Below are 21,567 nucleotides of genomic sequence, written 5' to 3' on the forward strand. Positions count from 1 at the left end.
CAGATGAACCAACATACAAACCCCGACCGCGAAGCGCGCAATATCCTGATTGCCAATGATCGCGGAGGCTACACCATCCCGACCGAGGGGCTGTACCCATACCAGTGGAACTGGGACAGCGCGATTGCCGCGCTTGGCTTTGCCCAATTCGACCTCGACCGCGCCTGGACTGAGATCGAGACGCTGTTCACCGGACAATGGGAAGACGGCATGGTCCCGCATATCCTGTTCCACCAGCAGGATGACGGGTATTTCCCCGGCCCCGACGTTTGGGGGTGCAATGGTCCAATTCCGTCTTCGGGTATCATACAGCCCCCGATCGCCGCGACGATGGCCCGCAAAATCTGGGAACAGGATACCGCATTCGGGGATACTCGCATGAAGGCGTTGTTCCCCAAACTTCTGGCTTGGCATCGCTGGATCATGAAATGGCGCCTTGATGATTTCGGTGCAGTTTGCACCACCCATCCGTGGGAGGCTGGCCGCGACAACGCCCCGGATTGGGACAATTCTATGGCGCGCATGGATGCGTCGGATGTGGGGGAATACCAGCGCCGCGACACCAGCCATGTAAACAGCGACGACCGGCCCACAAAGTTCGATTATGACCGATATATCAAATTGGTGCAGATCGGCCGAGATGCGGGCTGGGACCAGCAAGAGTTATTGTCCTTAAACCCGTTCCGCGTTGCGGACCCGACGATGACGTTTACAACTCTGCGCGCCGCACGGGACTTGCTGGTAATCAGCGACAAGCTTGGACTGGAGGTCGAAGGCCTGAGTGCGGACATCGAACTGCTGGAAACCGGAGCGCGTTCGCTATGGAACGAAGACTTGGGAAGTTTCGACTCGCGTGACGCACATACCAAAGAGATGGCCAACAGTGTTTCGAACGCGTCCTACCTGTGCTGGTACGCCAGTATCGAGTCTGACCAAATGCTTGAACGGCTGAAGTCCGCACTTGATACCGTGCCCTACCCCGTTCCAAGCTACGATCCGGATATGCCGAAATTCGACGCGCGCCGATATTGGCGCGGCCCAACCTGGGCTTTTATGAACATGATGATCGGTTTCGGACTGGCGGATATGGGACATACGCAACAGGCAGAAGCATTACGCCAGAAAACCGCCGAACTGATCTCAGGGTTTGGGTTCGCAGAATACTTCGACCCCAAAACTGGCAGCCCAGCGGGCGGCCAGGCATTCACCTGGACAGCCGCTGTCTGGCTTCACTGGGCAGGGAGGGCCTGATGGGTAGCATCGAACTAAAATCCGTCGAAAAGTGGTTCGGCTCGGCGCAGGTCATCAAGGGCGTTGACCTTAAAATTGAGGAAGGTGAGTTCATCGTCTTCGTCGGACCGTCCGGTTGCGGAAAATCCACCCTGTTGCGCATGATTGGCGGGCTCGAGGACATTTCGCGCGGGTCGCTGTTGATCAATGACGGCGATGTCACGGACCATCCGCCCTCTAAACGCGGACTGACGATGGTGTTCCAATCCTATGCGCTGTACCCGCACCTGACTGTTGCTGAAAACATGGGGTTCTCACTGAAAGTCGCCGGGGTTCCCAAGGCTGAGATAGCTAAACAGGTCAACCGGGCCGCCGAGGTTCTCAAACTGGGACCGTTTCTGGAACGCAGGCCAAAAGACCTGTCCGGCGGTCAGCGGCAGCGGGTGGCCATTGGCCGGTCCATCGTCCGCGACCCCACGGCGTTCCTGTTCGATGAGCCGCTGTCCAACCTCGATGCGGCGCTTCGGGTCGAGATGCGTTATGAGATCGCCAAGCTGCACCAAAGCCTGAAGCGCACGATGATCTACGTGACCCACGATCAGGTCGAGGCGATGACACTCGCCGACCGGATTGTCGTTCTGGAATACGGGAAGATCGCGCAGGTGGGCACGCCGCGCGAATTGTATGAACGCCCTGCCAACCTGTTTGTCGCGCAATTCATCGGCAGTCCGAAAATGAACATCCTGCCCTGTTCTACCGAAGGCGGCAGTTACACATTGGAACACGGTCGCAGCGGCAATTTCGACCGGTCCGGCAACGCCACCAAACTTGGCGTGCGGCCAGAACACATCGAGGTGGTCGCGGCTGGTGACGGCCAATGTGATGGCATCATTGAGGTAATCGAGTATCTGGGCGCAGACACTTTCCTGATCGTTGATTGTGGTGGCGAAGAAAAAGTAACGGTTCGATTGAATGGAGATACGGATCTGAAGCCAGAGGAACAGATCGGCCTGCACTTTCCAGCGGACAAACTGCATTTCTTTGACGGCAACGGGCAGGCCCTGGGGTTGAACTAAGACACTAACAATTCTGTCCAGCCATATCGAACCCACCCAAAGGCCCTTGCCCAACTTCATCAGAAGTCTGCGGCGTTTCTCGGGGTGCAATTCGAAGCCAAAACAAAAGCGCCCTCTTCTATTGAGCGGGCGTTTTTTTCGTTCCGACTTATGCAATTAGTACCTAGCCACCACGAAGCCAATCAACAAGGGATGCATCGGTTGGTAAAACGATTTTGAATCCAAGCCACTCTTTGTCTGCTTCACCGCCATCTGCAAACCAGCAGGGAATTCCCAATTTGCATGGGATCACGACGCGCTGCAAAACTGCGAGATCGAGCCCGGAGCGAGTTTCCGTTCCGCGCTCCGGTAAGGCGATTCATAACACAATTTCGCAAAAGCAAGTGGTCGGCCTCTCGGCCGGCCCCTCTCTTTGCCGTTTGTGTTCCTGTTCGTCAGTTACAAGCCGATTGGCCCGCATACATCCCAAGTCCGGCACCGGCCGCGGTTGCAAGGGTCTTGCCTGTGCCTCCACCAACCTGGTTGCCTAAGACACCGCCAAGGGCTGCACCGCCCAGAATGCCGGCAGCACACCGCGCATCGCTTTGTGCTTGCGCCTGTGTTGGCGTTGTTGGTGCTCCACACGCTGCCAGCAGCAATGTGCCACCGAGCAGGCAAGCGATTGTAGTCTTCTTCATGTCGAATTCCTTAAGATCACGCGTATGTCACGGCCTTTTGTTTCCAGACATGTAGGTACTGACGAACCACTCTCCAACCCACGGACAGTCGAGACGCAAAAAACCGCCTAATACCGGGCAACTCGTCGGCCGAGCAACATAGCGATACGGCCTGGGGTTGAAAAACAGCTAATTCCCCAGGACTTTCGTGGTCAGCAATCCCAACCTCCGGTTGCTGCGCATCATTTAACTTATGGGGCTGTGACGAACTTCACCGACGCCAGCACGAGATATCAGGAGGCATTCGATGCTGGTGATCCGGAAGGATACTACCCCAAATACGAGCGGTTTCACCGAGTCATCAGTTCGGTAACAGAAAGCTTCTAAGTTGCACAGGAGTCTCAAGCCATTCCGGCGGCACAGCTTTGACTTCGGGGGGGGTGGCATGGCGCAATGGCAGAGTCTTCTGACATTCTCACGTAAATCGAATGGTCCAATTGTGCCACCGCACAAGGTGTTTGCACGGTGGCTTGCTTTGCTTACTTGACGATTTCGCTGTAGTCGCCGCGGACCTGTACCATCACTGATACGTCGCCAGCGTCGCGGTTGCGCCAGAACCAACCATGCTCACCGGCAAATGCCGCTTCGATGGCGCCTTCTGCACCAGTTGAGCCTCGCCCCTTTTCATAGGTGATCGACTGTCCGCCACCGTGGCCATGCAGGTCGAAGTTCACCCGCCCCCCGGTCACGACCATAAGGTACTCAGCCGTTGCGCCTTCCTCCATGACCAGCTTCCACTCAGCCGACTCTCCCGGAGTCAGCGTAAAGCTGGTTTCATCCTGCCAGACCTCAGCCTCCTGCGCATAGGCCGAGCTGACAAAAAGGCCAAGGACGTCATTCAGCAAACTCGACTGGTCTTGGCTTTCGAGCGCTCGGTCGGCTTCGGCCTCGTCGGCAAGCTGGGTTTTGATTTCACCCATTTCTTGCAGCCCGATCATACGACCCACACCGGTGGGATCGATCCCGTATTCGGCGGGAAGAACAACCGTGACAAGGATCACAGCGGCCGATGCGCCGGCGATAATGGTCGAGCGGATAAGCTGAGCCGAGCTTGGCAGTTCCTCAAGGCTTGGTCTCTTTGTATTGAACATGACTGAACTCCTTTACGCGGTCACAAAAAAGCCGGTGATCTGATAGCCCATCAGGATGAACCCCAGGGTCATCATGATGACGTTTACGCTGTAAGCTTGTTGGAAGAAGTACGGGCTCTTACGCCAGAACCCCATGACGATAAGGATAATTGCTAGGGCCGAAAGCTGGCCCAGTTCCACACCAACATTGAACGCCAACAAGTTGGCCAGAAGCCCTTCCGGAGCGATATCGTAGTCGAGGATTTTGGTCGCCAGACCCATGCCGTGAAACAGGCCGAAAATCAGCGTCGCGGCTTTGGTATTTGGTTGGAACCCCAACCAGCGCTGGAACGCGCCGAGATTGTCGAGCGCTTTGTAAACAACCGAAAGGCCGATAATGGCGTCAACGATATAGGCGTTTACGCCCCAGCCGAACCAAACGCCCAACAGCATTGTCGTGGAGTGACCGACTGCAAAGAGGCTGACATAGATGCCGACATCCTTGGCTCGGTAGAGAAAAAAAACGACGCCAAGCAGGAACAGGATATGATCGTAACCTGTGACCATATGTTTGGCCCCAAGATACATGAAGGGGATAATGTTCACGCCCCAGATTTCCTGGATATAGCCCGCGTCGCCTTCGGTGACGTTGTGAGCCAGCACCTGAGACGTGCTCAGAGCCAGATTGGTAGTGATGAGGGCAAGCAGGAGCGTCGCGCGCCCGTCCAGACCCCGAATGATAAATTTCATGGATGATCTCCGTTGTTGTGTGAAGCTGGAAACCCCGAATGGGGTTGCCTCACACGCGCGGAGGTCGCTCTATCCCGATGTTTCTGAAGGGGCCGCCTTGCACCCTATCCAAGGCCCAATCGTCTGTGAACGACGCCAGCGAAAGCGCATTACCGGTTTCCGGCAGAACCATTTGGCTGTGGTCGTGATCTGCACCATCATGACTGTGCCCGTGCATCGCCCACAGCAGATCTTCCTCAAACCCGTGGGTATGCCCGTGCTCTGCAATGATCTGCAAATGCTCCTGCACGGTTTCGATCACCGTCGGAGCATGGCCCGAGTTGGGCTGAAGCGACCACACGATCAAAGACAGACAGACCAAAGCCGCCATCGCATTTTGCATATATCTCTGAACTGCTCTCACGCTTACAGATGCCTCTGCGGCCTTTTTATATCCCCTCCCGGGGGTTATCTCGGCTTATATGATAAAACCACAATTTCACGCAAGCCACCCCGTACTTCCTACCCGGCCGAAACGCGCCGAGGGCGCCTGCAATCAGCCAGCACCATGAGGTCGATGCCGAGCAGAAGCAGACGCGGGATTGGAGTTTCAGCCCAAACAGGGTCGTCTAAACACCCGAAAGATGCAGAATTGGCCGAGCTGTGCCACGAAGCGGTTCCATGAGTTGATTGACCATGAACCACTGTAGCTTTTGGCAAGCGGCCGCGCGAAACTCCTTCGATCCACGCAGTGAAATCAGGCAGTATCAATAAGTCAAACACCCCCCTTTTTCATGCCTCTGTCACTTTCAGTTCGAGCGCCTCGGCGGCGCTGCGCAGGATTTTCGCGAGCGCACCAGAATAGTGCTCCGGACGGTCGCTTGGTACGAGGATGCTGATTGTTCGATCAGCGTCCGGCATGACAAGCGGCATGACACGGACTTCGCTGCGGTGGATGCCCTGTCGTCGCGCAAATAGGTCGGGGAGAATGCCGATCCCTGCCCCGGTCGCCGCCATCAACACGATGGAATCGAGGCTTGTGCCCTCGTAGTCGTTGGAAACCGTGGCCCCACTCGCTCCGGCGATACCGTAGACGATGCGCGCCAACCTGTGGCCTGTATCAAGCGTCAGCAGCCGTTGCCCTGCGAGGTCCTCCGCCGCGATTTGCGCGCGCCCTGCCAGCGTATGGTCCTGTGCCACCGCGACCCAGAGTGGTTCGACGAACAGTTGATGCTGAAAGGTGTTCGGGTGATCCTCGGGTGTAGAAATGATCGCGTCAAAGCGACCGTTTCTTATCCCTTCGTCAAGGTTCAGTGTGTTTTCCTCGCGCACAATGACGCGCAAGTCGGGCTCAGACTCGTGCAGGGCCTTAATCGCTTGCGGCAGAAGATATGGCCCGATTGATGGCAGCACGCCTAACCGCAACCTGCCCCCAAAAGGCAGATCCGAAAGCATCGCACCGCGCAAGGCTGCGACCTCAGACAAAATACGGCGGGCACGAGTGACAAATTCAAGGCCGCGAGCTGTTGCGCGTGCCCCGGCCCGACCACGCTCAAAAAGTCGGACACCAAGGTCGGCTTCCACCGCTGCCACCTGGTTCGACAGGCTGGGCTGGCTGACATGCAGCGTTTCGGCAGCAAGACCGAAGCTGCCCAATTGATGGACCGTGACAATATACTCCATCTGGCGCAGCGTTGGGCGCATTCATAACCTCAGACTATTCTTTCTGCCGTTCAATTGTATTTAAACTATCGTGAAATCCCGGGCAACAGGCTCCAAACATGTTCCGGAGAGCCAAATCATGCAGATTTTTGATAGCCTTGTGGGCAACCTGATGGTGCCGACGATCCTGTTCTTTGTCCTTGGTCTACTAGCCGCTATTGTACGCAGTGACCTTTCCATCCCCGAAGGTGCTGCGAAGTTCATGTCGCTCTATTTGCTGCTGGCGATCGGCTTCAAAGGCGGGCACAGCTTGGCGGAAAACGGGCTGAGCTCAGAGGTTTTCGCCGCCCTCGGCTCGGGGCTGTTACTATCGTTCCTGCTCCCTTTTGTCGCTTACGCCCTTCTGCGTGGCATGACCCGGTTGAACACGCTTAACGCCGCCGCGGTGGCCGGGCATTACGGCTCTATCTCGATCGTGACCTTCGTCGCCGCCTCCAGTCTGCTGGACCTGAGCGGCATTGCTTCGGATGGCTACATGGTCGCCGTGGCAGCGACCATGGAAGTCCCGGCGATTCTGTCGGCGCTGTGGATCGCGCATCGCTTTGGACATGAAGGTGCAGCCGGTTGTGTGTCCATGCGAGAGCTTTTTGCAAATGGCTCAATCGTGCTTCTGACCGGCGCATTCCTGATCGGCGCGCTGACACAGGAAAAAGGTATGGAGATGATCGCGCCCTTTGTCGTGACTCCTTTCACCGGCATACTCTGCCTGTTTCTGCTGGACATGGGCCTGTCGGCGGGGCGCAGCCTGTTGCGCAACCGGCACCTATTGAGCTTCGGGTTGTTTGCCTTTGGCATCATGATGCCAATGATCGGCGCAGTGCTTGCGATGGGTATGGGCGTCGTGATTGGTTTTCAGACCGGCAGCCTGTTTCTGTTGATGGTGCTGGCGGCATCGGCTTCTTACATTGCTGTGCCCGCAGCGATGAAGATTGCATTGCCACAGGCCGAGTCAGGAATTTACCTGACACTGTCACTCGGCGTGACCTTTCCTTTCAATGTCACGGTCGGCCTGCCCTTTTATCTTTGGCTTGCCGGATTGTTCTGAGAATCCGAACGGATAGGCTGTGGAAGTTCAGTTATGTAAACAAGAAGGCCATGTAGCATTGAGAAAGGCGAAGTTCATTTTCATTGAGCGACCACTCTTTACCTGTAGCGCCTTATTTGGCGGGGCAGGTGAAGAGGAGAGGTTGGAGGCTGCTTTCACTCATTCCTAGTCAGGGAACCACGCTTACAGGAAATCGTGGAAGACGGTCGATTGGGCATAAAATTGCGCCTCATTTTTTGGCGCCCTAGCCCCACTGAGCGTAGAACTATAAACAAAAAACAACCTAAGGTGCCGGACATGCTTGCTTTGCAAATACTGTATTTGCGTGTGGCGCTAATATGGCCTCAAACGCCTCGACTCGCCTGAGGACCAGCCGTATTCGTTCAAGAAGACTCTGTTTGTCGTTAAGGCTGGCGAGATGGAACTGTAGCGCGTCACAAAATATATCGTCAGCGTCTGGAACACTTGTCAGGTCCCGCAAGTGTTGGGGCAATTCGCCAATTTGCGCTGTCATCATTTGTCCCATTACCAGCGCCTAGTTCAAAATTATGCTGCAGTGGCCTTGAAAGGCCTGGCACCAACTACTCGTCTCCAATCAAGGCTTTTAAAAAGCGTTTCAATCTGTGCTTTGCTCAAGGTCATCATACCGTTTCGCAGTCTTGGCCGCACGAAGTCTTTTCTTTCGATGCGTTGGTGCGTCATCACGAGCCCGGTTCCGTTCCAAACAATGAGTTTTTGCCGGTCCGCACATTCTGATCGAAAAAGGAACACAGCGCCGCCATCCTTTTGGAGGCATCGTAGACATCTAGGTGTTGGCTGATGAGGTGCTATCTAGGAGGTCAGATGCAACGCTTACATTTCAGGGGGTTGTGTCACGGTCCAACATGAACGTTACGGCGTTCAGCTTGATTTGGAGGGTGTGTTGACCGCGATGATTGGACTGTCCCGGAGCGACAAAAGCCGCCCTGGGGCGGCTGGTTCGGCTGTTTTGGTTGCGGGAGCAGGATTTGGCCTATACCGAACGTTAACGGAACTATTAATCTAAAAAGCCATCTCTACGCATTCCCTGTCTGTTTGAAATAATGGCCGCTTTGGACGGAAAAAGTGACAATCAAGAAACCCGTTTCAAGGTCCGCACTGAGCCCACTTTGACCGATGCTGCGCGACGCCCCAACCACAGCAGTGCGCAGATAGCAGACTTTGCAAACCTCGACGAACGATCTTAGCGAACCTTTATCGGGGCCATTTGAAGCAACCGCTATTAGGAACTGGATGGACAGGCTATTGATCATAACTTGCTGTTCTTCCGAAATCTCGCACCAGTTGCGGTTCGCTTTGATTGCAAAGTCAGGCGATGGTCACTGTCCCGAATTGGTTTTCGCGATACTGCAAAGCAGATCGACATGTCTGTCCAACCATTCTTCGTTCAGTGCTTCGTGACGTATGAGCTTGCGGAAATAAGGTGCAGCGACTGCTAGTTCTATGAGCTGATCAACCGGAACGCCGGCGGTGATCTCGCCGCGGCCTATTGCGGCTGCAAATACCGCTTCAACACTTGCGAACCTGTCTTTCATGAATTCAGTGATCACCAACCGCGCTTCTTCGTCGGTGGACGCAGCAGCGACCACCTGAGGCGCGATTTGGCCCCATGGTGTGTCATTCAAGGCTCCCATCAGTACGCCGAGTAACCAGCGCAGGTCAGATCGCAGCGGGCCATCGGTTTTGGGTGGAATGTTCGGCGGTGTTGCGATGCGCCTGAACGCTGCATCACGCAGACTGCGCGCATCTGGCCAGTGCCTGTAAAGTGTACTGCGCGAAATGCCAGTTGCCTTCGAAACTGCGCCGTGAGTTACGTGCAACACGCCCTCATCCCTCAGTATCCTTTGCGCCGCATCAAGCGCAGTCTGTCGTGTGGCGATCAGCCTAGGATCTTCTTTCAATCGCCCCTCCTGTAGAACACTTTGTTGCACAGTAGAACATTTTGTTCTAAAAGTATGGCCAACCAAAAACTAAAGCTCAATACTCAATTTCGCGAACACGTCTTGTCAAAATGGGAGCGTATCAATGTTCAAAGTGGCAGCAACCCCGCTAGCGGTACTCTTATCGATGGGCGCGACAACCGCATTGTCCGAGAGTGGTACGTACGAGCTGGATCCCGGGCACAGCCAGATACTGTTCAGCTACGACCACATCGGTTTCTCAGAAACGTTTGGAATGTTCTCGGGTTTTAGCGGCGAGATAGAGTTCAACGAAGATGATCCGTCTGCGTCATCTGTCGCAGTGTCTATGCCTGTAAAATCTATGATCACAGGCTGGGATGCACGTCTGCAACACTTCATGTCAGATGACTTTTTTGGCGCGAGCGATGGTGATGTGGTCACATTCGCCTCCACCAGCATTGAAGTCACCGGGGACAATACCGCGAATATTTCCGGCGACCTGACCATTAATGGCATCACCAAACTGGTCATTCTGGAAACATCTCTAAACAAGTCAGCGCCATACCCGTTTGGTGCAAAGGAGGGCACCCCGACCTTGGGGCTGGCAGCCACGGCGACTATCGTGCGGTCTGAATTCGGACTTGGGGCGTTCGCACCTGCGGTGAGCGACGAAATAGAGCTCTTGATCAATGTCGAAGCGTTAAAGGCTGAATGATGCTGTGCAGGGGTGCTGATACTACACTGAGCGCTCGTTCTTAACTATTGGCGGGCTGACAACAAAATGAATGTGTTCCTGAGACAACTGGCAGTTGCTACAACAGCAGCGGCATTGACGTGCCCGCTGGCATTCGCACAAGAGCCCTACTTGCCGGAGCGTACCTCACCCCGTCCTGAAACGACAAGCGGCGTACCGCATACTCAGATCGGTGTCGAAATAGATGCCGATTTGGCCCAGCTATTGCTGGAGCGTGTTGCGCAATTCCCAGGGGTCACACTTGGCCCGACACGCATATCGCTTCCTGGGGCAATTGGTTTTCAGCTTGATCCCGATATGTTGTTGTCTCAACCGAGCTCTATCGTCGGTGGGTTTGAATTTGCGCATATGCATCCTGATGGCAGCTTGCACGCTTCGCTGCACCCCGCAATGGCGCGACGGGCAATTGAGGCCGGTTGGGCCGTTGCACACCCTTGGGCCAAGCAACGTCCTGGGTGGAGCGGCTTTGTCATGATATACACACCGACCACACGAGAAGAGCTGGATGTCGTCATCGATCTGGTAGAAAGTTCGTACACCTTCATCACCGGCAAAACCTTGGGCTAGCCGTATTTTGCACGAAAGTTTGCGGTGACACCTGCTTCCTGTCAGAAAGCTAGTTCAGCCGCTTTGCTATTGGCCGTCAATTTCTTTCTTATATTATCGCCGTGGCGAAGCACTCGATAGGTACAAGCCTTTCGCACCAATAGTAACTCGCCTCCCGCGCAGTTGAACTTACAAAGCTCAGCGTCGAAGTTCCGCTTCGGGCTGCGAGCGCAGTGGGAGAATTGAATTTGATGTGTCCTTGAAGTGAATTAGACTGAGAACTAACTGTTAAGATAGCTCATTAAGAGGACATCATGGCAGCTCCTTTAGTCCAAAACTGGGAACTGACCGCCGCCATCCAGGACATAGCAGATTGGCTGGTTCAACAGGGCTTAGAGAATGCGCCGGTGGAGACCTGGCTCGAAGCATTCTGCAAGCGTCTTGTTTCGGCGGGAATTCCACTTCAAAGAGCAAACATCACTGTGCGCGCACATCATCCCGAGATTGGGACAGTCGCTTTCCGCTGGCACAGGCACGGAGAAAATGAGCGAGAAGAGTTTATTCGAAGAACGGATGCACCTGAAGAATACGTTCTGAGCCCGATTTACTATCTTTTGGTAAACAACGTTGAAGAGATTAGACAAGACCTGACGGTCGACGACCCGGAGCTTTATTTTCCTTTGTTTGACGAACTCCGCGAGCGCGGTGCCACAGACTACTTCGCTGTCAAACGGTTCTTCCTTCTTCCAGATAATGCTGCACCTGTCGATCCAATGCAGGCCGAGGAAGGCGCTATTATTTCATTGGCAACCGACGCGAGCGGGGGCTTCACAAGCCAGCAACTTGACGGTCTGCGTCAACTAATTTCTCCACTTTGCCTGACGCTGAAATGTGGCGCAAACAGGCTAATGGCTGAAGACATAACCGCCGCTTACTTGGGAAAAGACGCCAGCAGGCGCGTTCTTTCCGGGGACATCACCCGAGGTTCATCCGAAACGATTTCAGCCGTGATTTGGTACTTTGATCTACAAGGATTTACCAAATTATCAGAGGCGCTTCCGGGACATTCAATAATAGAATTGCTAAACGATTACTTCGCGGAAGCTGTTGACGTAGTTGAACGCCATGGCGGTAATGTTCTGAAGTTCATGGGAGATGGAATGCTTGCCATCTTCGATATCGATCAAGTTCCAGACGCTCGCCGCGTCGCAATTCACGCGGCCGCGGAGTTGCGAAATACCTTTGAGGAACTCAACCAACGAAGGCAAGCGGATGGTTTGCCAACGACCGGTTTCACTCTTTCATTGCACGCTGGCGATGTTCTTTATGGAAACATAGGCGGTAGGTCTCGCTTGGATTTCACAGTGGTCGGCCCAGCAGTCAATACAACGTCCCGTATTCTTGGCATGTGCAACGCGCTCGATCAGAACATTGTCGTTTCCGACAAGGTGGCCGGCGACTTGGTGAACACCATTCCAAGTCTCGTTTCCCTGGGGCAATACAGATTGCGCGGTGTTGCTGAAAGACAGGAGCTGTATACGATAGATTAAACGCGAATTGAAAGGCGCCGCCAAACCCGCAGGGCCGCCGGACAGTCTTCAATCTTTAGCTTTTTACTGAGTGGTGGACTTTTACGATGATCAGTCAGCCTTCGCCATAAACGCCTCGAAAGCCTCCTTATAGTCTGGATGCCATCGGCTTAGTGGGGGGCGATTTTCGATGACGTCTCCCACGCTCCAGGCAATGCGTTTCTCATCGACATCACGTGAGACATCATTGTCGGGGCAGAGGATGTAAAAGTCCCCGCGGTTCACGCTGTCGACAAAGAAGTCGACCGTCTGCTCTGCGGTCCAAGCGGAGGCAGGTTTTTCAGGCAGGGAGATCATACCAGTATAAACAAAGCCAGGCACAAGGAGATGCGCTGTGATCTGATGGCCGGGGCCGTTTCTCAGCTCATGTGATAGCGCCTCGGTGAATGCTTTCAGAGCCGCCTTTGAGACGTTGTAAGCCGGGTTGCCCGGAGGTGTGGTGATACCTTGCTTGGACCCTGTATTGATTATTGCACCTGGCCTGTTTCGCGCGATCATATTTGGTGCGAATACCTGAGTGCCATGGATCGGGCCCCAAAGGTTCACGCCCAGCATCTTCTCCCAAGCCGTGGCGTCCCCAATGGTCGATGATTTGCCGCCGACACCAGCGTTGTTCATTAAGATGTCTGCCCCGCCGTAGCGGTCTCCTACCATCCGTTCCAACGCCTCTAACTGCGCGCGATCACTGACATCTGTCTCAGACGTCATCACATCGGCCGCACCGGCGGCGGACACCATGTTTGCCGCGGCAGCCAGTTTCTCGGTGTCTTGATCAACAATAACAATGCGCATGCCCATCTGAGCGAACTTCACTGCGGCGGCGAGGCCAATGCCTGAAGCACCCCCGGTGATCACGGCCACAGAGTCTGAGGTAAATGCGGGGTGTGTCATCGGCTAGGCTCCTCCTATTCCCGTGTTGGATCGACAGGCCCGGAAAACCCCAGACCTGTCGTTGTTTTTAGGCCGCGTTGGCCACGTTAGTTTTAAGTTTCATCATACCTACCATACCGTAGGCGGTGAAGAGCGCCTGGGTTGCCTTTTCCGCTTGCACGTTCATCGGAATGACAGGGTCTGCCATGCCGCTCTTGTCCACTTCATTGCGAAACTGCCGCTGTCCAGGCGCGGTATGAATCACCTCGAGCACCGCGTCCGACACGATCTGCGGAACCTGTAACGGGTTGTTGGCTAGGGATTCCCCCATGCTTTGCAGCATGGCCTCGGGCGCTCCGGCAAATTCGCCATAGCTTGCATCCCGGTCGCGCGAAGACGGCTGAATGAGGTTGTTGAAGAAGTTCGTGGGGAAGCCGCCGGGCTCGATGACAGCGACATCGACACCAAACTGGCTCAACTCCCAGCGGTAGTTTTCGCTGAGCGCCTCCACGGCCCATTTCGCCGCGTTATAAGGCCCAAGGAAGGGCACTGTCACGCGGCCAAGAAGGCTAGTAACGTTCAAGATCAGCCCGGATTGCCGTGCCCGCATTTTGGGTAAGACGGCGCGGATCATCCTCTGCACTCCAAAGACATTGACGTCAAAGACGCGTTGAAAATCGTCTCCAGAGAAGTTCTCTTGCAGACCGTGTGCACCCGCACCGGCGTTGTTGACCAACACATCGATCTGCCCGAGCGTGGCTTCTGCCGCGGCCACGCCCGCTTCGACGGAAGCATCGTCTGTCACGTCGATATCGACAACATCAACGCCGAGATTGCGCAAGATCTGCGCGGCCTCCTTGTTGCGTCCTCCGGGATCGCGCACGGTCCCGACAACGCGATGCCCAGCCTTGATCAAATCCGCCACCATCAGATTTCCAAATCCGCTGCTGGCACCTGTAACGAGTATGTTCATGTCTTTTCTCCTGCATGTGGCCCTGCAACGGGCCCCGTGATGGTTCGAAGTTAAAAATTGCCAACTCAAAGCAACAGAGGTATCAAATTGAACTGATGGTTGCAGATATTAGAACGATTGGCATACCTGCCTTGGTCAGCTTCCACACCGTCGCGCGGCTCGGTGGGATCAGCGTTGCAGCCGATCATCTCAACATGGCGAAATCGGGTGTGTCCCGGCACATATCGCGGTTGGAAGACCATTTTGGCGTGAAGTTGGTCGAACGGAGTGGAAGATCCAAAAAACACCCCGACAGGCGTCCGACTGAACCAGCGTATCCAGTCCATTTTGGCTGACATTGATTTGCTTGGTGACATCGCCCGTGAAGAACGGGGGGACGTCTCGGGTCAGGTGAACTTCGCCGCAACAGCGGAATTCGGCTCGGTGATTGCCTCAGTAATCCTTCCGGCCGTCCAAGAGCGCTTTCCAGATCTCTCGTTGGTAATGCGCCCGGCTTATGATTTCGAGGATATGCAGGATCCCAATACGGATTTGGCATTCCGGATCGGAACTTTCGAAGACGACAGACTGGTCGCGAAGCAGCTTGGCAGCTTTCGTTGCTGGCTCGTCGCGTCACCCGAGCTTGCAGCGCAGATAGCGATCAACACACCAGACGACCTGAAGGACCAACCCTGTCTCACCTTCAGAGGTGATGTTGCCAACGCTACCTGGACTTTCTTTTCCTCAGGCGATGTCTCTACCATCAAGGTAGGCGGACCCTTTGCCACACGGAGTTTTTCTGTCTTACTTGATCTTGCAATGGCGGGGCGAGGATATGCGTTTCTGCCGGAATTCATGCTTGATGAGGTCTTGCAAGAAGGAATGCTTGTCCGCTGCTTGCCCAAGCACGTCTCGCGGCCATATTCGGTTTATCTGACGTTCCGCCCAGGCTCGCGGCGCATCGCACGAGTGGACGCAGTCGCCTCCCTTGCCGAGGAACTTGTCCCGAAACTCCTTTCTGGCAGTTCGACTTAGGATCTTCACCACAAACGTGCACAGAGGCCGGGCGGTCTTCTTTACAAGAGCCTCTAACGAAGGTGAACACCGGGCTCCAAGATCAGGCAATATGGCTTGTACGCTGCCATTGGATTGAGCGGATTGAATGGGGGCTTGGTTGCGTTTCGCTGGACTTGTAAAGTCTAGTTTCGAATGTCCGTTTTGGGCTGACTGCGGTCCTTTGGAGTAAGAATGCGGATGGCTGCAAAGTCCGCACAACAGTCATTGGTGACCGTCGTAGCGAATGGCCGCTTTGAGCCCAGTCTGTCTTATGCTGCGGAACAGCCGAATGTCCGCTTTTCTCTCAGGCGACCATCACGGCACGCGCCATCGCGATGACCTTAAGCCAACGTGGAATAAACCTCGGCAACTCGCTGAAAGGTCCAATAGCAGGCGATAGCCGCACATCCACCGGCTAAGCCCACTCGTAGGGACATCCACAAACTGGAGTTCACGCGCCGACACATTATCAAGGCAGGCCAGAGCGCAAGAATAATGGCGATCTGGCCAAGCTCGACGCCAAGATTGAATGCAAGCAGGCTTTGCCAGATGTTTGGAGATGTAACCTGCAAAATCTTGTGCAACACAAAGCTAAACCCAAGCCCGTGCAAGAGACCAATCAGCGTCGTCAGAAGCACCATCGTGACCTCAGAGCGCGCGCGGTCCTTAAAACTCATAAACGCTGCGAAAGCTGCAAATATGATAGAAAGCGCGATTCCGGTTTCGACGGCAGGAACAAACCACGCGCCCGATGGTACAAACCCGAAAAACCCCAGCGACAGCGTTACGCTATGCCCAACGGTAAAACCGGTTGCACGCAGCACTAGCGCCCTGAGTGTCTGCGCTCCAATGACCAGACACACAACAAAAAGAACATGATCCAATCCTTCGAGGATATGTCGAATACCTTCCCAGACAAAACTCAGGAATCCTCCATGCCCCTTTTGCTGAACCACCAATGGTTCAGTCATCAGGCCCCGAGATCGGAATATCTGCGGTTTGTCCGACGCGTAATCGAGAATGAGGTTGGCCGTTTGGTCCTGATCCGGCAAGCCGGGGTCCAGCACGTTGGCAATGCTGTACGATTGGACCGGGCCGTCAGTGTCATAATGCAGGACGAGATCGACAATTGTGTCACCAACAAAAAGCGGTGGCGTTAAGGCCGTTTCGGTGTCCACGGCCTGTTGAGCTTCGGCCAAAGTTGCAAATCCGGGTTCATTTCCAACTCGATGCAAGCGAACGGACTTAACTGTTCCTCTTAAGCGCTGATTGTCGACCAACAGATGCAACCCACCTTCGGCGAATTGCCCCAGCCCATTGGGATCGCTCATGGCAGCTTGCAAGTCGACAAAGTGGACCAACTGACCGTCGCTCATGGCATTAGTCGTGAATGGTGCAGCTTTCGGCAAGGCATCACCATCCTGATCACCGACCTTGTCTGCAACCAGATATGGCATGGGCGTACGGATGTAGACACGCAGACCGTCTTCGGAATGCTCGACGTGCGAAATTCGAACGTTGAGGTTAAGCAAAAAATGTGCCGAGGCCGATAGCGTCAGTGACAAAAACACACCGACAAACAGAGCGCCGAAAGCAAAAACCTGTGGTCTTAAACATTTACGCATTTGGATCGCGAGCCTCGATTACAGTTAATCCATCCAGCTTCCATCGCCCGGACTCAGGTATGACCTCGGCCAGCACCCGAAACGTAACGGCGCGCATGTGGGCGTGCCCCCAATGACCGCCTTGGGCATTCACTGTCCATTTGGCCAGAGTGCTAAACCCACCCGGTTTGAGCGTCGGGTCAACGCGCTCTAAATTCAGGTTTCTAATTTCGGTAACTGTAGCAAGACTGCCTCCTGGCGTTCGGATCACGAGACCACGTTCAACCTCTGTTGCGATGTCACTTAGAGACGCTTCCGTTACAATATGTGCCAGCTCTGACTTTCTTGCTGCCGGCGAAATTTCCAGAGTCACCGTGCTCAAGTTCTCGACCATTGAGCGCAGTATATCTTCCGCAGCCTGCAGCTCAGGGGGCTCAGACTTCTTCCAAGGCAAGTCCGGCAAATATCCCGAAAATGCGACGGTTGCCGATGTTGCGGCAATCATGGTTACGCAACTGATGCGCTTTGCAACTTTGTCCTTGCACAGCAGGAAGAAACCAAGTGAGGCGGCACTGATCATCCCGGAGATCAAAGTAATTGCCGGGTTCTGCCGTGTCTGCTGCTCAACTGGAATCTGAGTAACAGACGCTCTTTCGTATTGGAGCAAGTGGTTTTGCCAATGAAATTGAGGGTCTGTCGGTGTCACAGCTCCAAAGAATGGCCCAGCGATATCGTTTGAAATGGTCGCAACGCGCGAAATTTCCTCGTCAAACATATCCCATGTGACCGTCACCTGATCGGGAAGGTCTGCCGATGAGAAAGACAGGATAGCCCCGATAAACGCATTGTTGACGGATACTTCCTTTCCAGGCTCGACAACCTGAAAACCCTGCGATGTCAGCTCAAGGAGTTTTGCTGTAGCGCTCGACGGTTGCACTAATTTGCCATCAATTGACACCGGGTTACGAGAAGCCAGGAAGGACGCCGCCTGGTTTACGATCAAGGCGCTACCCTGTGGCGAAAGCGTTTGACTGACCTCGGTAGTTTCACCAATCCAAGGCGCCAGTTCACGCAAACGGATCAACGTCTCATGCCGAACTTCACGAGGTTCGATGTAGAGAAAGGTGGATGTCCCGTCCTGAGCTTTTCGATTCAGACCTTCAGCAGAAAAGCGGCTGTCCCACGGATCAGGCCAGTGAATCTTTAACTCTGCCGGCTTTGCCAAGAAACTGAAATCCGTGACCGGAACCTCTCGGTCAAAAACCTGCATCCCGATTGTCACCAGTGGTTCGCCATCCTGCGATGGAGGCATTATGGTCAGCTCGTTGGGAACTGAGTTTTGAAACGGAAAGAACACTTCGACGAACAGAACACGCGGATCGTTTGGCGGGCTGGGAACAATTTGACCCGAAAATGGATCGCGTTGACCTGCAAGCGGCGAGGCCCGGTCGATGCGCGTTCGGTATTCTAACTTTCTGATTTCAGCGTGTAGGGGCTGTTCGTCCCTTGCAACAATAGACAGCGTCCGACTTTTGGCTTGGGCAGAACCTTGATCGGACTCTTGTGCAACCTCCTGCTCACCCTCGACGAAATCGGATGACAAGCCGATTGGCAGCATATCCGCAAACAACGGAATATCTTCGACATAGACCTCAAGGTCGACGTAAACCCCATCATCTTTGACATGAAGGACAGCAATATTGGGTGCCACTTCCGAACCGTTTGTCAAAACGACATCTGCTGACACGGCCAGTGCACCCGAGGCCATCACGCTCAGCATCAGGAATAGTCGGCACAGATACCGCCAAATTGGAATCTTGTTCACCCCTGAATGTTAATTTTCCGGCATTGGCGGTGGCGTGTAACCATCCCATTTGCCGGCTTGAACCTTTTCAGAAGGCTCTTTTTCTTTTGAACGCGGTGCATTGATGTATTCGTCGCTCACAGCTGGTGGCAGCGCATAGTCGTCAACACTCGCTTCCCGAACAACGATCTGATCCTTAGTTACGTTTATCACCTGCAGATCTCGCGCCAGCGTGAGCGGTCCTTCGTATGTCGAACGGACACCTTCCAGGATTGCCTGATAGTTTTCGGGCGAAAGAACAGAGTGATACCCTAGGGCCATGCGTGGCTCGACAGCGGACATAACTTTGCCAAAAGCCGCAGGTTCCGTATGAACGCGCGTAGCTACATAAGTCGCCTGTTTCATGTCCCAGCCAAAATACGGGGCCAAAGCATCAGGTGGTAGAAACGCCTCGTGAGAAGCGAGGTCCGCCCCTTTGGCATATTCTACATACCATTTGTTCGGGTATGTATCGCCACCAAAGACGTATTTCAGCCCATTCCATTCTAGAGAGTAACTTACCGAGCCATCTAGACTGTGGATCGCAGGCCAGGAACGGATAGTTACGTCGTTCTCCTGATAAACAATCTCGTTTTCCTGCATGTAATCGAATTCAGTGACTTCGAGCTTGGCGCCATCATCCGGCAGCGCCCCCGTACGTGTGGCCAAATCCCAAGCATAGGCTTTAGACATGCCCTCAACATAGGCTTTGGTGCCCAGTTCATCTTCTGATCCGGACGGGCCGAAGATGCGGAGCGGTGTATATCTGCCCGAAAGCCAACCTCCAACGTGGAGGCCCATGAAGTCTCCAACGTGATCAACATGCAAATGACTGAAAAAGACCTTATCGACCTTTGCAAAATCTGGTCGCAGCGAGAACAGATTGCCTGTTGCGCCCGTTCCTATGTCAAAAAGAAAGACGTCCCCATTCCCAAGTTCCACATAAAACGAAATAGAAACGGCCGCTTTGGTTTGGTTTGGCATCCCCGTACCCAATGCCGTGATACGCATCTCATCCTCGCCGAGGATTTCAGTGTTGGGAAAGTAAGATGCGGGATATACACCGTTTTCGATTTCAGTTGCACTCCGACCCGTCGGCAACGCGTTTTGCGCCGTGGCTGTGCCAGCCAGTGTCATACCTAAGGCCATCAATGTGCCGGCTGCGGTTTTCATTAAGTTATTCATTGATCCCCCCCTTCAAAGCGACGCCTCGTAAGAGAACACGAAACCGTGAACCTCTCGTTCACCATAGACATCTCTACGGTAAATCCATAGACTGCTCTATGTCAAATAAAGAATGCTGTAATTTGAATGTCAGAATCTATCGCTCGAAACTCACCAAAAAACGCCGCGACCAAGGAAGACTGGATATTGCTGGCCTACAAAGTACTCAATGAGGGCGGCGTTTCCGCGATAAAGGTCGTGCCAATGGCAAAGCGACTGAACCTGACAAGCGGCAGCTTTTACTGGCATTTCAAGAACGTCCGTGAGCTTTTGGATGAGGTTCTCAGATATTGGGAGCAGGAACTGACTGACAATGTGATCGCAAAGGCAAAGACATTTGGCGGCCCCCCGGAAGACCGCATTCTTCTTCTTATGAAAAAGGTCATTGAAGAGGACGCCGCCTTGCCAGATCACGCTGTCTCAGTGTGGGCGAATACCGATGAGAAAGTAAGAGAGGCGTATCAAAGAACCATCGGCAAACGATTCCAGTTCGCCGCCTGGATGTTTGAACAGGCCGGGTTTTCGAAAGAAGAAGCGAAAGCGCGTGGTAGACTGATGGTTACATCGCTGATGGGAGACTCTTCGACCGGTCTGAAAGCGCAAGGCGATTGGGAGAAGGTTATAGAACGGGAACATGCAATTCTTATCGGAAAGAAGAAGATAGAATAAGAATACTGCCCGGCATCGTAAGTTTGCTCGAAACCGACCGCCAGTTTTTAATTGCCCTGTAGGAAGAGCACGCGCAACAATGCCAGAGGCCGACGTTCAGTCTGTGACCATCAAAGTCCGCTTCGTCCCGTAACCTGTGAAACTGCTGCTTCAAAATTGCCGCGCTTCGGACGAATGGCCGGAAAGGACGCTGCGCCGCATCGTGGAAATTTACGCTTGCGCAGAGAATTCGGTTCTGCGAGCGCACGCAGCGAGAATATCCAATTCACAGGTTGGGCTCAGTGCAGTCATTCGGTGTATTGGGTTCAATGTCTGCTCTAGCTGCAAAGCCATCGGTCACACGGCAGGCGCATGTATCCACTACAGTGCGGTGTGCGGTCTCCTACCGAAATAGCGTTAAAACCGCATTGGACGATCAAGCATTAGCTGGAGCACAAGCTGTTCTCCTCCTGTTCTTTTGTTTATGTGCAACCTTTGAAGAGGCCGCCTCGTCTCAATCAGCGCTTTCTGAGCAATCAGTACTGCCTTGATGCACGTAAGCTTTTGGACGCGCGACCAGACCCTAGAGTGGGCCAAACGGAGAATAACATGAGCGCGAACGCGGATAGCGATCTGAATGACAATCGAGACGTTGCAAATACTGTAGGTGGCTATTCCGTCTAGCCAAGACATCGAGGATGATATCCGGGGCCTGATTGAACGTGTCACGGTCCAACATGAACGTTACGGCGTTCAGCTTGATTTGGAGGGTGCCCTGGCAGCAATGATTGGGTTGGCCCAAAATGAACAAAGCCGCCCTGAGGCGGCTGGTTCGGCTGTGTTGGTTGCGGGAGTAGGATTTGAACCTACGACCTTCAGGTTATGAGCCTGACGAGCTACCGGGCTGCTCCATCCCGCGACACTTTGCGTTGGCCTACTGCCTATTCGGCTGT

21 protein-coding genes and 1 tRNA gene are annotated in these 21,567 nt (G+C 54.1%); 9 read left to right on the top strand and 13 right to left on the bottom strand.

All coding sequences use genetic code 11. The annotated features are described in order from the left end of the window. Positions 1–3: 3 nt before the first annotated feature. Both ACR0AA_RS21610 and ACR0AA_RS21615 read left to right on the top strand, forming a co-directional pair. On the top strand, positions 4–1,251 hold the full coding sequence (locus ACR0AA_RS21610; protein WP_480757342.1) for an MGH1-like glycoside hydrolase domain-containing protein: 1,248 nt from the start codon (positions 4–6) through the stop codon (positions 1,249–1,251). Next, positions 1,251–2,306 (top strand): ABC transporter ATP-binding protein, encoded by a 1,056-nt coding sequence (locus ACR0AA_RS21615; protein WP_480757345.1) that lies wholly within the window; start codon positions 1,251–1,253, stop codon positions 2,304–2,306. The genes ACR0AA_RS21610 and ACR0AA_RS21615 overlap by 1 nt, the downstream gene beginning before the upstream one ends. A 434-nt stretch (positions 2,307–2,740) precedes the next feature. On the opposite strand, the gene ACR0AA_RS21620 is transcribed toward ACR0AA_RS21615, so the two are convergent. The 5 genes from ACR0AA_RS21620 to ACR0AA_RS21640 form a co-directional block, all read right to left on the bottom strand. Further along, positions 2,741–2,983, bottom strand: coding sequence for a glycine zipper 2TM domain-containing protein (locus ACR0AA_RS21620; protein WP_170492798.1), 243 nt, complete (start codon positions 2,981–2,983; stop codon positions 2,741–2,743). A 518-nt stretch (positions 2,984–3,501) separates the two neighbouring features. After that, positions 3,502–4,113, bottom strand: a complete 612-nt coding sequence (locus ACR0AA_RS21625) for a transmembrane anchor protein (RefSeq protein ID WP_480665869.1) — start codon at positions 4,111–4,113, stop codon at positions 3,502–3,504. 12 nt (positions 4,114–4,125) lie between these two features. Continuing rightward, complete coding sequence (locus ACR0AA_RS21630) at positions 4,126–4,842, bottom strand: HupE/UreJ family protein (protein WP_480665870.1); 717 nt, start codon at positions 4,840–4,842, stop codon at positions 4,126–4,128. 49 nt (positions 4,843–4,891) lie between these two features. Continuing rightward, positions 4,892–5,224 (bottom strand): hypothetical protein, encoded by a 333-nt coding sequence (locus ACR0AA_RS21635; RefSeq protein WP_480665871.1) that lies wholly within the window; start codon positions 5,222–5,224, stop codon positions 4,892–4,894. A gap of 389 nt (positions 5,225–5,613) precedes the next feature. Further along, positions 5,614–6,525: a hydrogen peroxide-inducible genes activator gene (locus ACR0AA_RS21640; RefSeq protein WP_480665872.1), complete on the bottom strand. Its 912-nt coding sequence runs from the start codon at positions 6,523–6,525 to the stop codon at positions 5,614–5,616. A gap of 97 nt (positions 6,526–6,622) precedes the next feature. Here ACR0AA_RS21640 and ACR0AA_RS21645 point away from each other — a divergent pair, with 97 nt between their 5' ends. Next, on the top strand, positions 6,623–7,588 hold the full coding sequence (locus tag ACR0AA_RS21645; RefSeq protein WP_480665873.1) for a sodium-dependent bicarbonate transport family permease: 966 nt from the start codon (positions 6,623–6,625) through the stop codon (positions 7,586–7,588). A gap of 546 nt (positions 7,589–8,134) precedes the next feature. Here ACR0AA_RS21645 and tnpB read toward each other — a convergent pair. Further along, complete coding sequence (gene tnpB / locus ACR0AA_RS21650; protein WP_480665874.1) at positions 8,135–8,359, bottom strand: IS66 family insertion sequence element accessory protein TnpB; 225 nt, start codon at positions 8,357–8,359, stop codon at positions 8,135–8,137. 587 nt (positions 8,360–8,946) lie between these two features. Next, complete coding sequence (locus tag ACR0AA_RS21655) at positions 8,947–9,528, bottom strand: TetR/AcrR family transcriptional regulator (protein WP_480757354.1); 582 nt, start codon at positions 9,526–9,528, stop codon at positions 8,947–8,949. A gap of 124 nt (positions 9,529–9,652) precedes the next feature. Here ACR0AA_RS21655 and ACR0AA_RS21660 point away from each other — a divergent pair, with 124 nt between their 5' ends. The 3 genes from ACR0AA_RS21660 to ACR0AA_RS21670 all read left to right on the top strand — a co-directional run bounded on the left by ACR0AA_RS21660 (position 9,653) and on the right by ACR0AA_RS21670 (position 12,378). Beyond that, positions 9,653–10,243 carry a YceI family protein gene (locus ACR0AA_RS21660; protein ID WP_480665635.1) on the top strand — a complete coding sequence of 197 codons (591 nt, stop codon included), beginning with the start codon at positions 9,653–9,655 and terminating at the stop codon, positions 10,241–10,243. A gap of 66 nt (positions 10,244–10,309) precedes the next feature. After that, the gene (locus ACR0AA_RS21665; RefSeq protein WP_480665636.1) at positions 10,310–10,849 is read left to right on the top strand and encodes a luciferase domain-containing protein; all 540 of its coding nucleotides are present in this window, start codon (positions 10,310–10,312) and stop codon (positions 10,847–10,849) included. 293 nt (positions 10,850–11,142) lie between these two features. Then, positions 11,143–12,378 carry an adenylate/guanylate cyclase domain-containing protein gene (locus ACR0AA_RS21670; RefSeq protein WP_480665637.1) on the top strand — a complete coding sequence of 412 codons (1,236 nt, stop codon included), beginning with the start codon at positions 11,143–11,145 and terminating at the stop codon, positions 12,376–12,378. A gap of 90 nt (positions 12,379–12,468) precedes the next feature. Here the strand turns inward: ACR0AA_RS21670 and ACR0AA_RS21675 are convergent, their stop codons facing one another. Together ACR0AA_RS21675 and ACR0AA_RS21680 are read right to left on the bottom strand one after the other, a co-directional pair. Further along, positions 12,469–13,308, bottom strand: a complete 840-nt coding sequence (locus ACR0AA_RS21675) for an SDR family NAD(P)-dependent oxidoreductase (RefSeq protein ID WP_480665638.1) — start codon at positions 13,306–13,308, stop codon at positions 12,469–12,471. 67 nt (positions 13,309–13,375) lie between these two features. Beyond that, on the bottom strand, positions 13,376–14,260 hold the full coding sequence (locus tag ACR0AA_RS21680) for an SDR family NAD(P)-dependent oxidoreductase (protein ID WP_480665639.1): 885 nt from the start codon (positions 14,258–14,260) through the stop codon (positions 13,376–13,378). Between the two features lie 95 nt (positions 14,261–14,355). Here ACR0AA_RS21680 and ACR0AA_RS21685 point away from each other — a divergent pair, with 95 nt between their 5' ends. Together ACR0AA_RS21685 and ACR0AA_RS21690 are read left to right on the top strand one after the other, a co-directional pair. Beyond that, on the top strand, positions 14,356–14,595 hold the full coding sequence (locus tag ACR0AA_RS21685; RefSeq protein ID WP_480757363.1) for a helix-turn-helix domain-containing protein: 240 nt from the start codon (positions 14,356–14,358) through the stop codon (positions 14,593–14,595). Further along, positions 14,588–15,274, top strand: a complete 687-nt coding sequence (locus ACR0AA_RS21690) for a substrate binding domain-containing protein (RefSeq protein ID WP_480757365.1) — start codon at positions 14,588–14,590, stop codon at positions 15,272–15,274. The genes ACR0AA_RS21685 and ACR0AA_RS21690 overlap by 8 nt, the downstream gene beginning before the upstream one ends. A gap of 362 nt (positions 15,275–15,636) precedes the next feature. Here ACR0AA_RS21690 and ACR0AA_RS21695 read toward each other — a convergent pair whose 3' ends face one another. The 3 genes from ACR0AA_RS21695 to gntH form a co-directional block, all read right to left on the bottom strand. Continuing rightward, the gene (locus ACR0AA_RS21695) at positions 15,637–16,860 is read right to left on the bottom strand and encodes a HupE/UreJ family protein (RefSeq protein ID WP_480665875.1); all 1,224 of its coding nucleotides are present in this window, start codon (positions 16,858–16,860) and stop codon (positions 15,637–15,639) included. A 52-nt stretch (positions 16,861–16,912) separates the two neighbouring features. Beyond that, positions 16,913–18,646: a hypothetical protein gene (locus ACR0AA_RS21700; protein WP_480757368.1), complete on the bottom strand. Its 1,734-nt coding sequence runs from the start codon at positions 18,644–18,646 to the stop codon at positions 16,913–16,915. Between the two features lie 87 nt (positions 18,647–18,733). Then, positions 18,734–19,927, bottom strand: coding sequence for a guanitoxin biosynthesis MBL fold metallo-hydrolase GntH (gene gntH, locus ACR0AA_RS21705; protein WP_480757370.1), 1,194 nt, complete (start codon positions 19,925–19,927; stop codon positions 18,734–18,736). Positions 19,928–20,113: 186 nt separating this feature from the next. Here gntH and ACR0AA_RS21710 point away from each other — a divergent pair, with 186 nt between their 5' ends. Further along, positions 20,114–20,635: a TetR/AcrR family transcriptional regulator gene (locus ACR0AA_RS21710; protein WP_480665878.1), complete on the top strand. Its 522-nt coding sequence runs from the start codon at positions 20,114–20,116 to the stop codon at positions 20,633–20,635. Between the two features lie 821 nt (positions 20,636–21,456). Here ACR0AA_RS21710 and ACR0AA_RS21715 read toward each other — a convergent pair. Beyond that, a tRNA-Met gene (locus tag ACR0AA_RS21715) sits at positions 21,457–21,533 on the bottom strand. Between the last annotated feature and the right edge of the window lie 34 nt (positions 21,534–21,567).

Source organism: Ruegeria sp. CE8, from assembly GCF_056537465.1.

Coding starts and splice junctions, on each gene's coding strand:
- ACR0AA_RS21640 (WP_480665872.1), bottom strand. CDS start 6,525: ATGCGCCCAACGCTGCGCCAGATGGAGTATATTGTCACGGTCCATCAA.
- ACR0AA_RS21685 (WP_480757363.1), top strand. CDS start 14,356: ATGGTTGCAGATATTAGAACGATTGGCATACCTGCCTTGGTCAGCTTC.
- ACR0AA_RS21675 (WP_480665638.1), bottom strand. CDS start 13,308: ATGACACACCCCGCATTTACCTCAGACTCTGTGGCCGTGATCACCGGG.
- ACR0AA_RS21665 (WP_480665636.1), top strand. CDS start 10,310: ATGAATGTGTTCCTGAGACAACTGGCAGTTGCTACAACAGCAGCGGCA.
- ACR0AA_RS21680 (WP_480665639.1), bottom strand. CDS start 14,260: ATGAACATACTCGTTACAGGTGCCAGCAGCGGATTTGGAAATCTGATG.
- ACR0AA_RS21645 (WP_480665873.1), top strand. CDS start 6,623: ATGCAGATTTTTGATAGCCTTGTGGGCAACCTGATGGTGCCGACGATC.
- ACR0AA_RS21635 (WP_480665871.1), bottom strand. CDS start 5,224: ATGCAAAATGCGATGGCGGCTTTGGTCTGTCTGTCTTTGATCGTGTGG.
- ACR0AA_RS21620 (WP_170492798.1), bottom strand. CDS start 2,983: ATGAAGAAGACTACAATCGCTTGCCTGCTCGGTGGCACATTGCTGCTG.
- ACR0AA_RS21670 (WP_480665637.1), top strand. CDS start 11,143: ATGGCAGCTCCTTTAGTCCAAAACTGGGAACTGACCGCCGCCATCCAG.
- ACR0AA_RS21615 (WP_480757345.1), top strand. CDS start 1,251: ATGGGTAGCATCGAACTAAAATCCGTCGAAAAGTGGTTCGGCTCGGCG.
- ACR0AA_RS21630 (WP_480665870.1), bottom strand. CDS start 4,842: ATGAAATTTATCATTCGGGGTCTGGACGGGCGCGCGACGCTCCTGCTT.
- gntH (WP_480757370.1), bottom strand. CDS start 19,927: ATGAATAACTTAATGAAAACCGCAGCCGGCACATTGATGGCCTTAGGT.
- ACR0AA_RS21610 (WP_480757342.1), top strand. CDS start 4: ATGAACCAACATACAAACCCCGACCGCGAAGCGCGCAATATCCTGATT.
- ACR0AA_RS21625 (WP_480665869.1), bottom strand. CDS start 4,113: ATGTTCAATACAAAGAGACCAAGCCTTGAGGAACTGCCAAGCTCGGCT.
- ACR0AA_RS21660 (WP_480665635.1), top strand. CDS start 9,653: ATGTTCAAAGTGGCAGCAACCCCGCTAGCGGTACTCTTATCGATGGGC.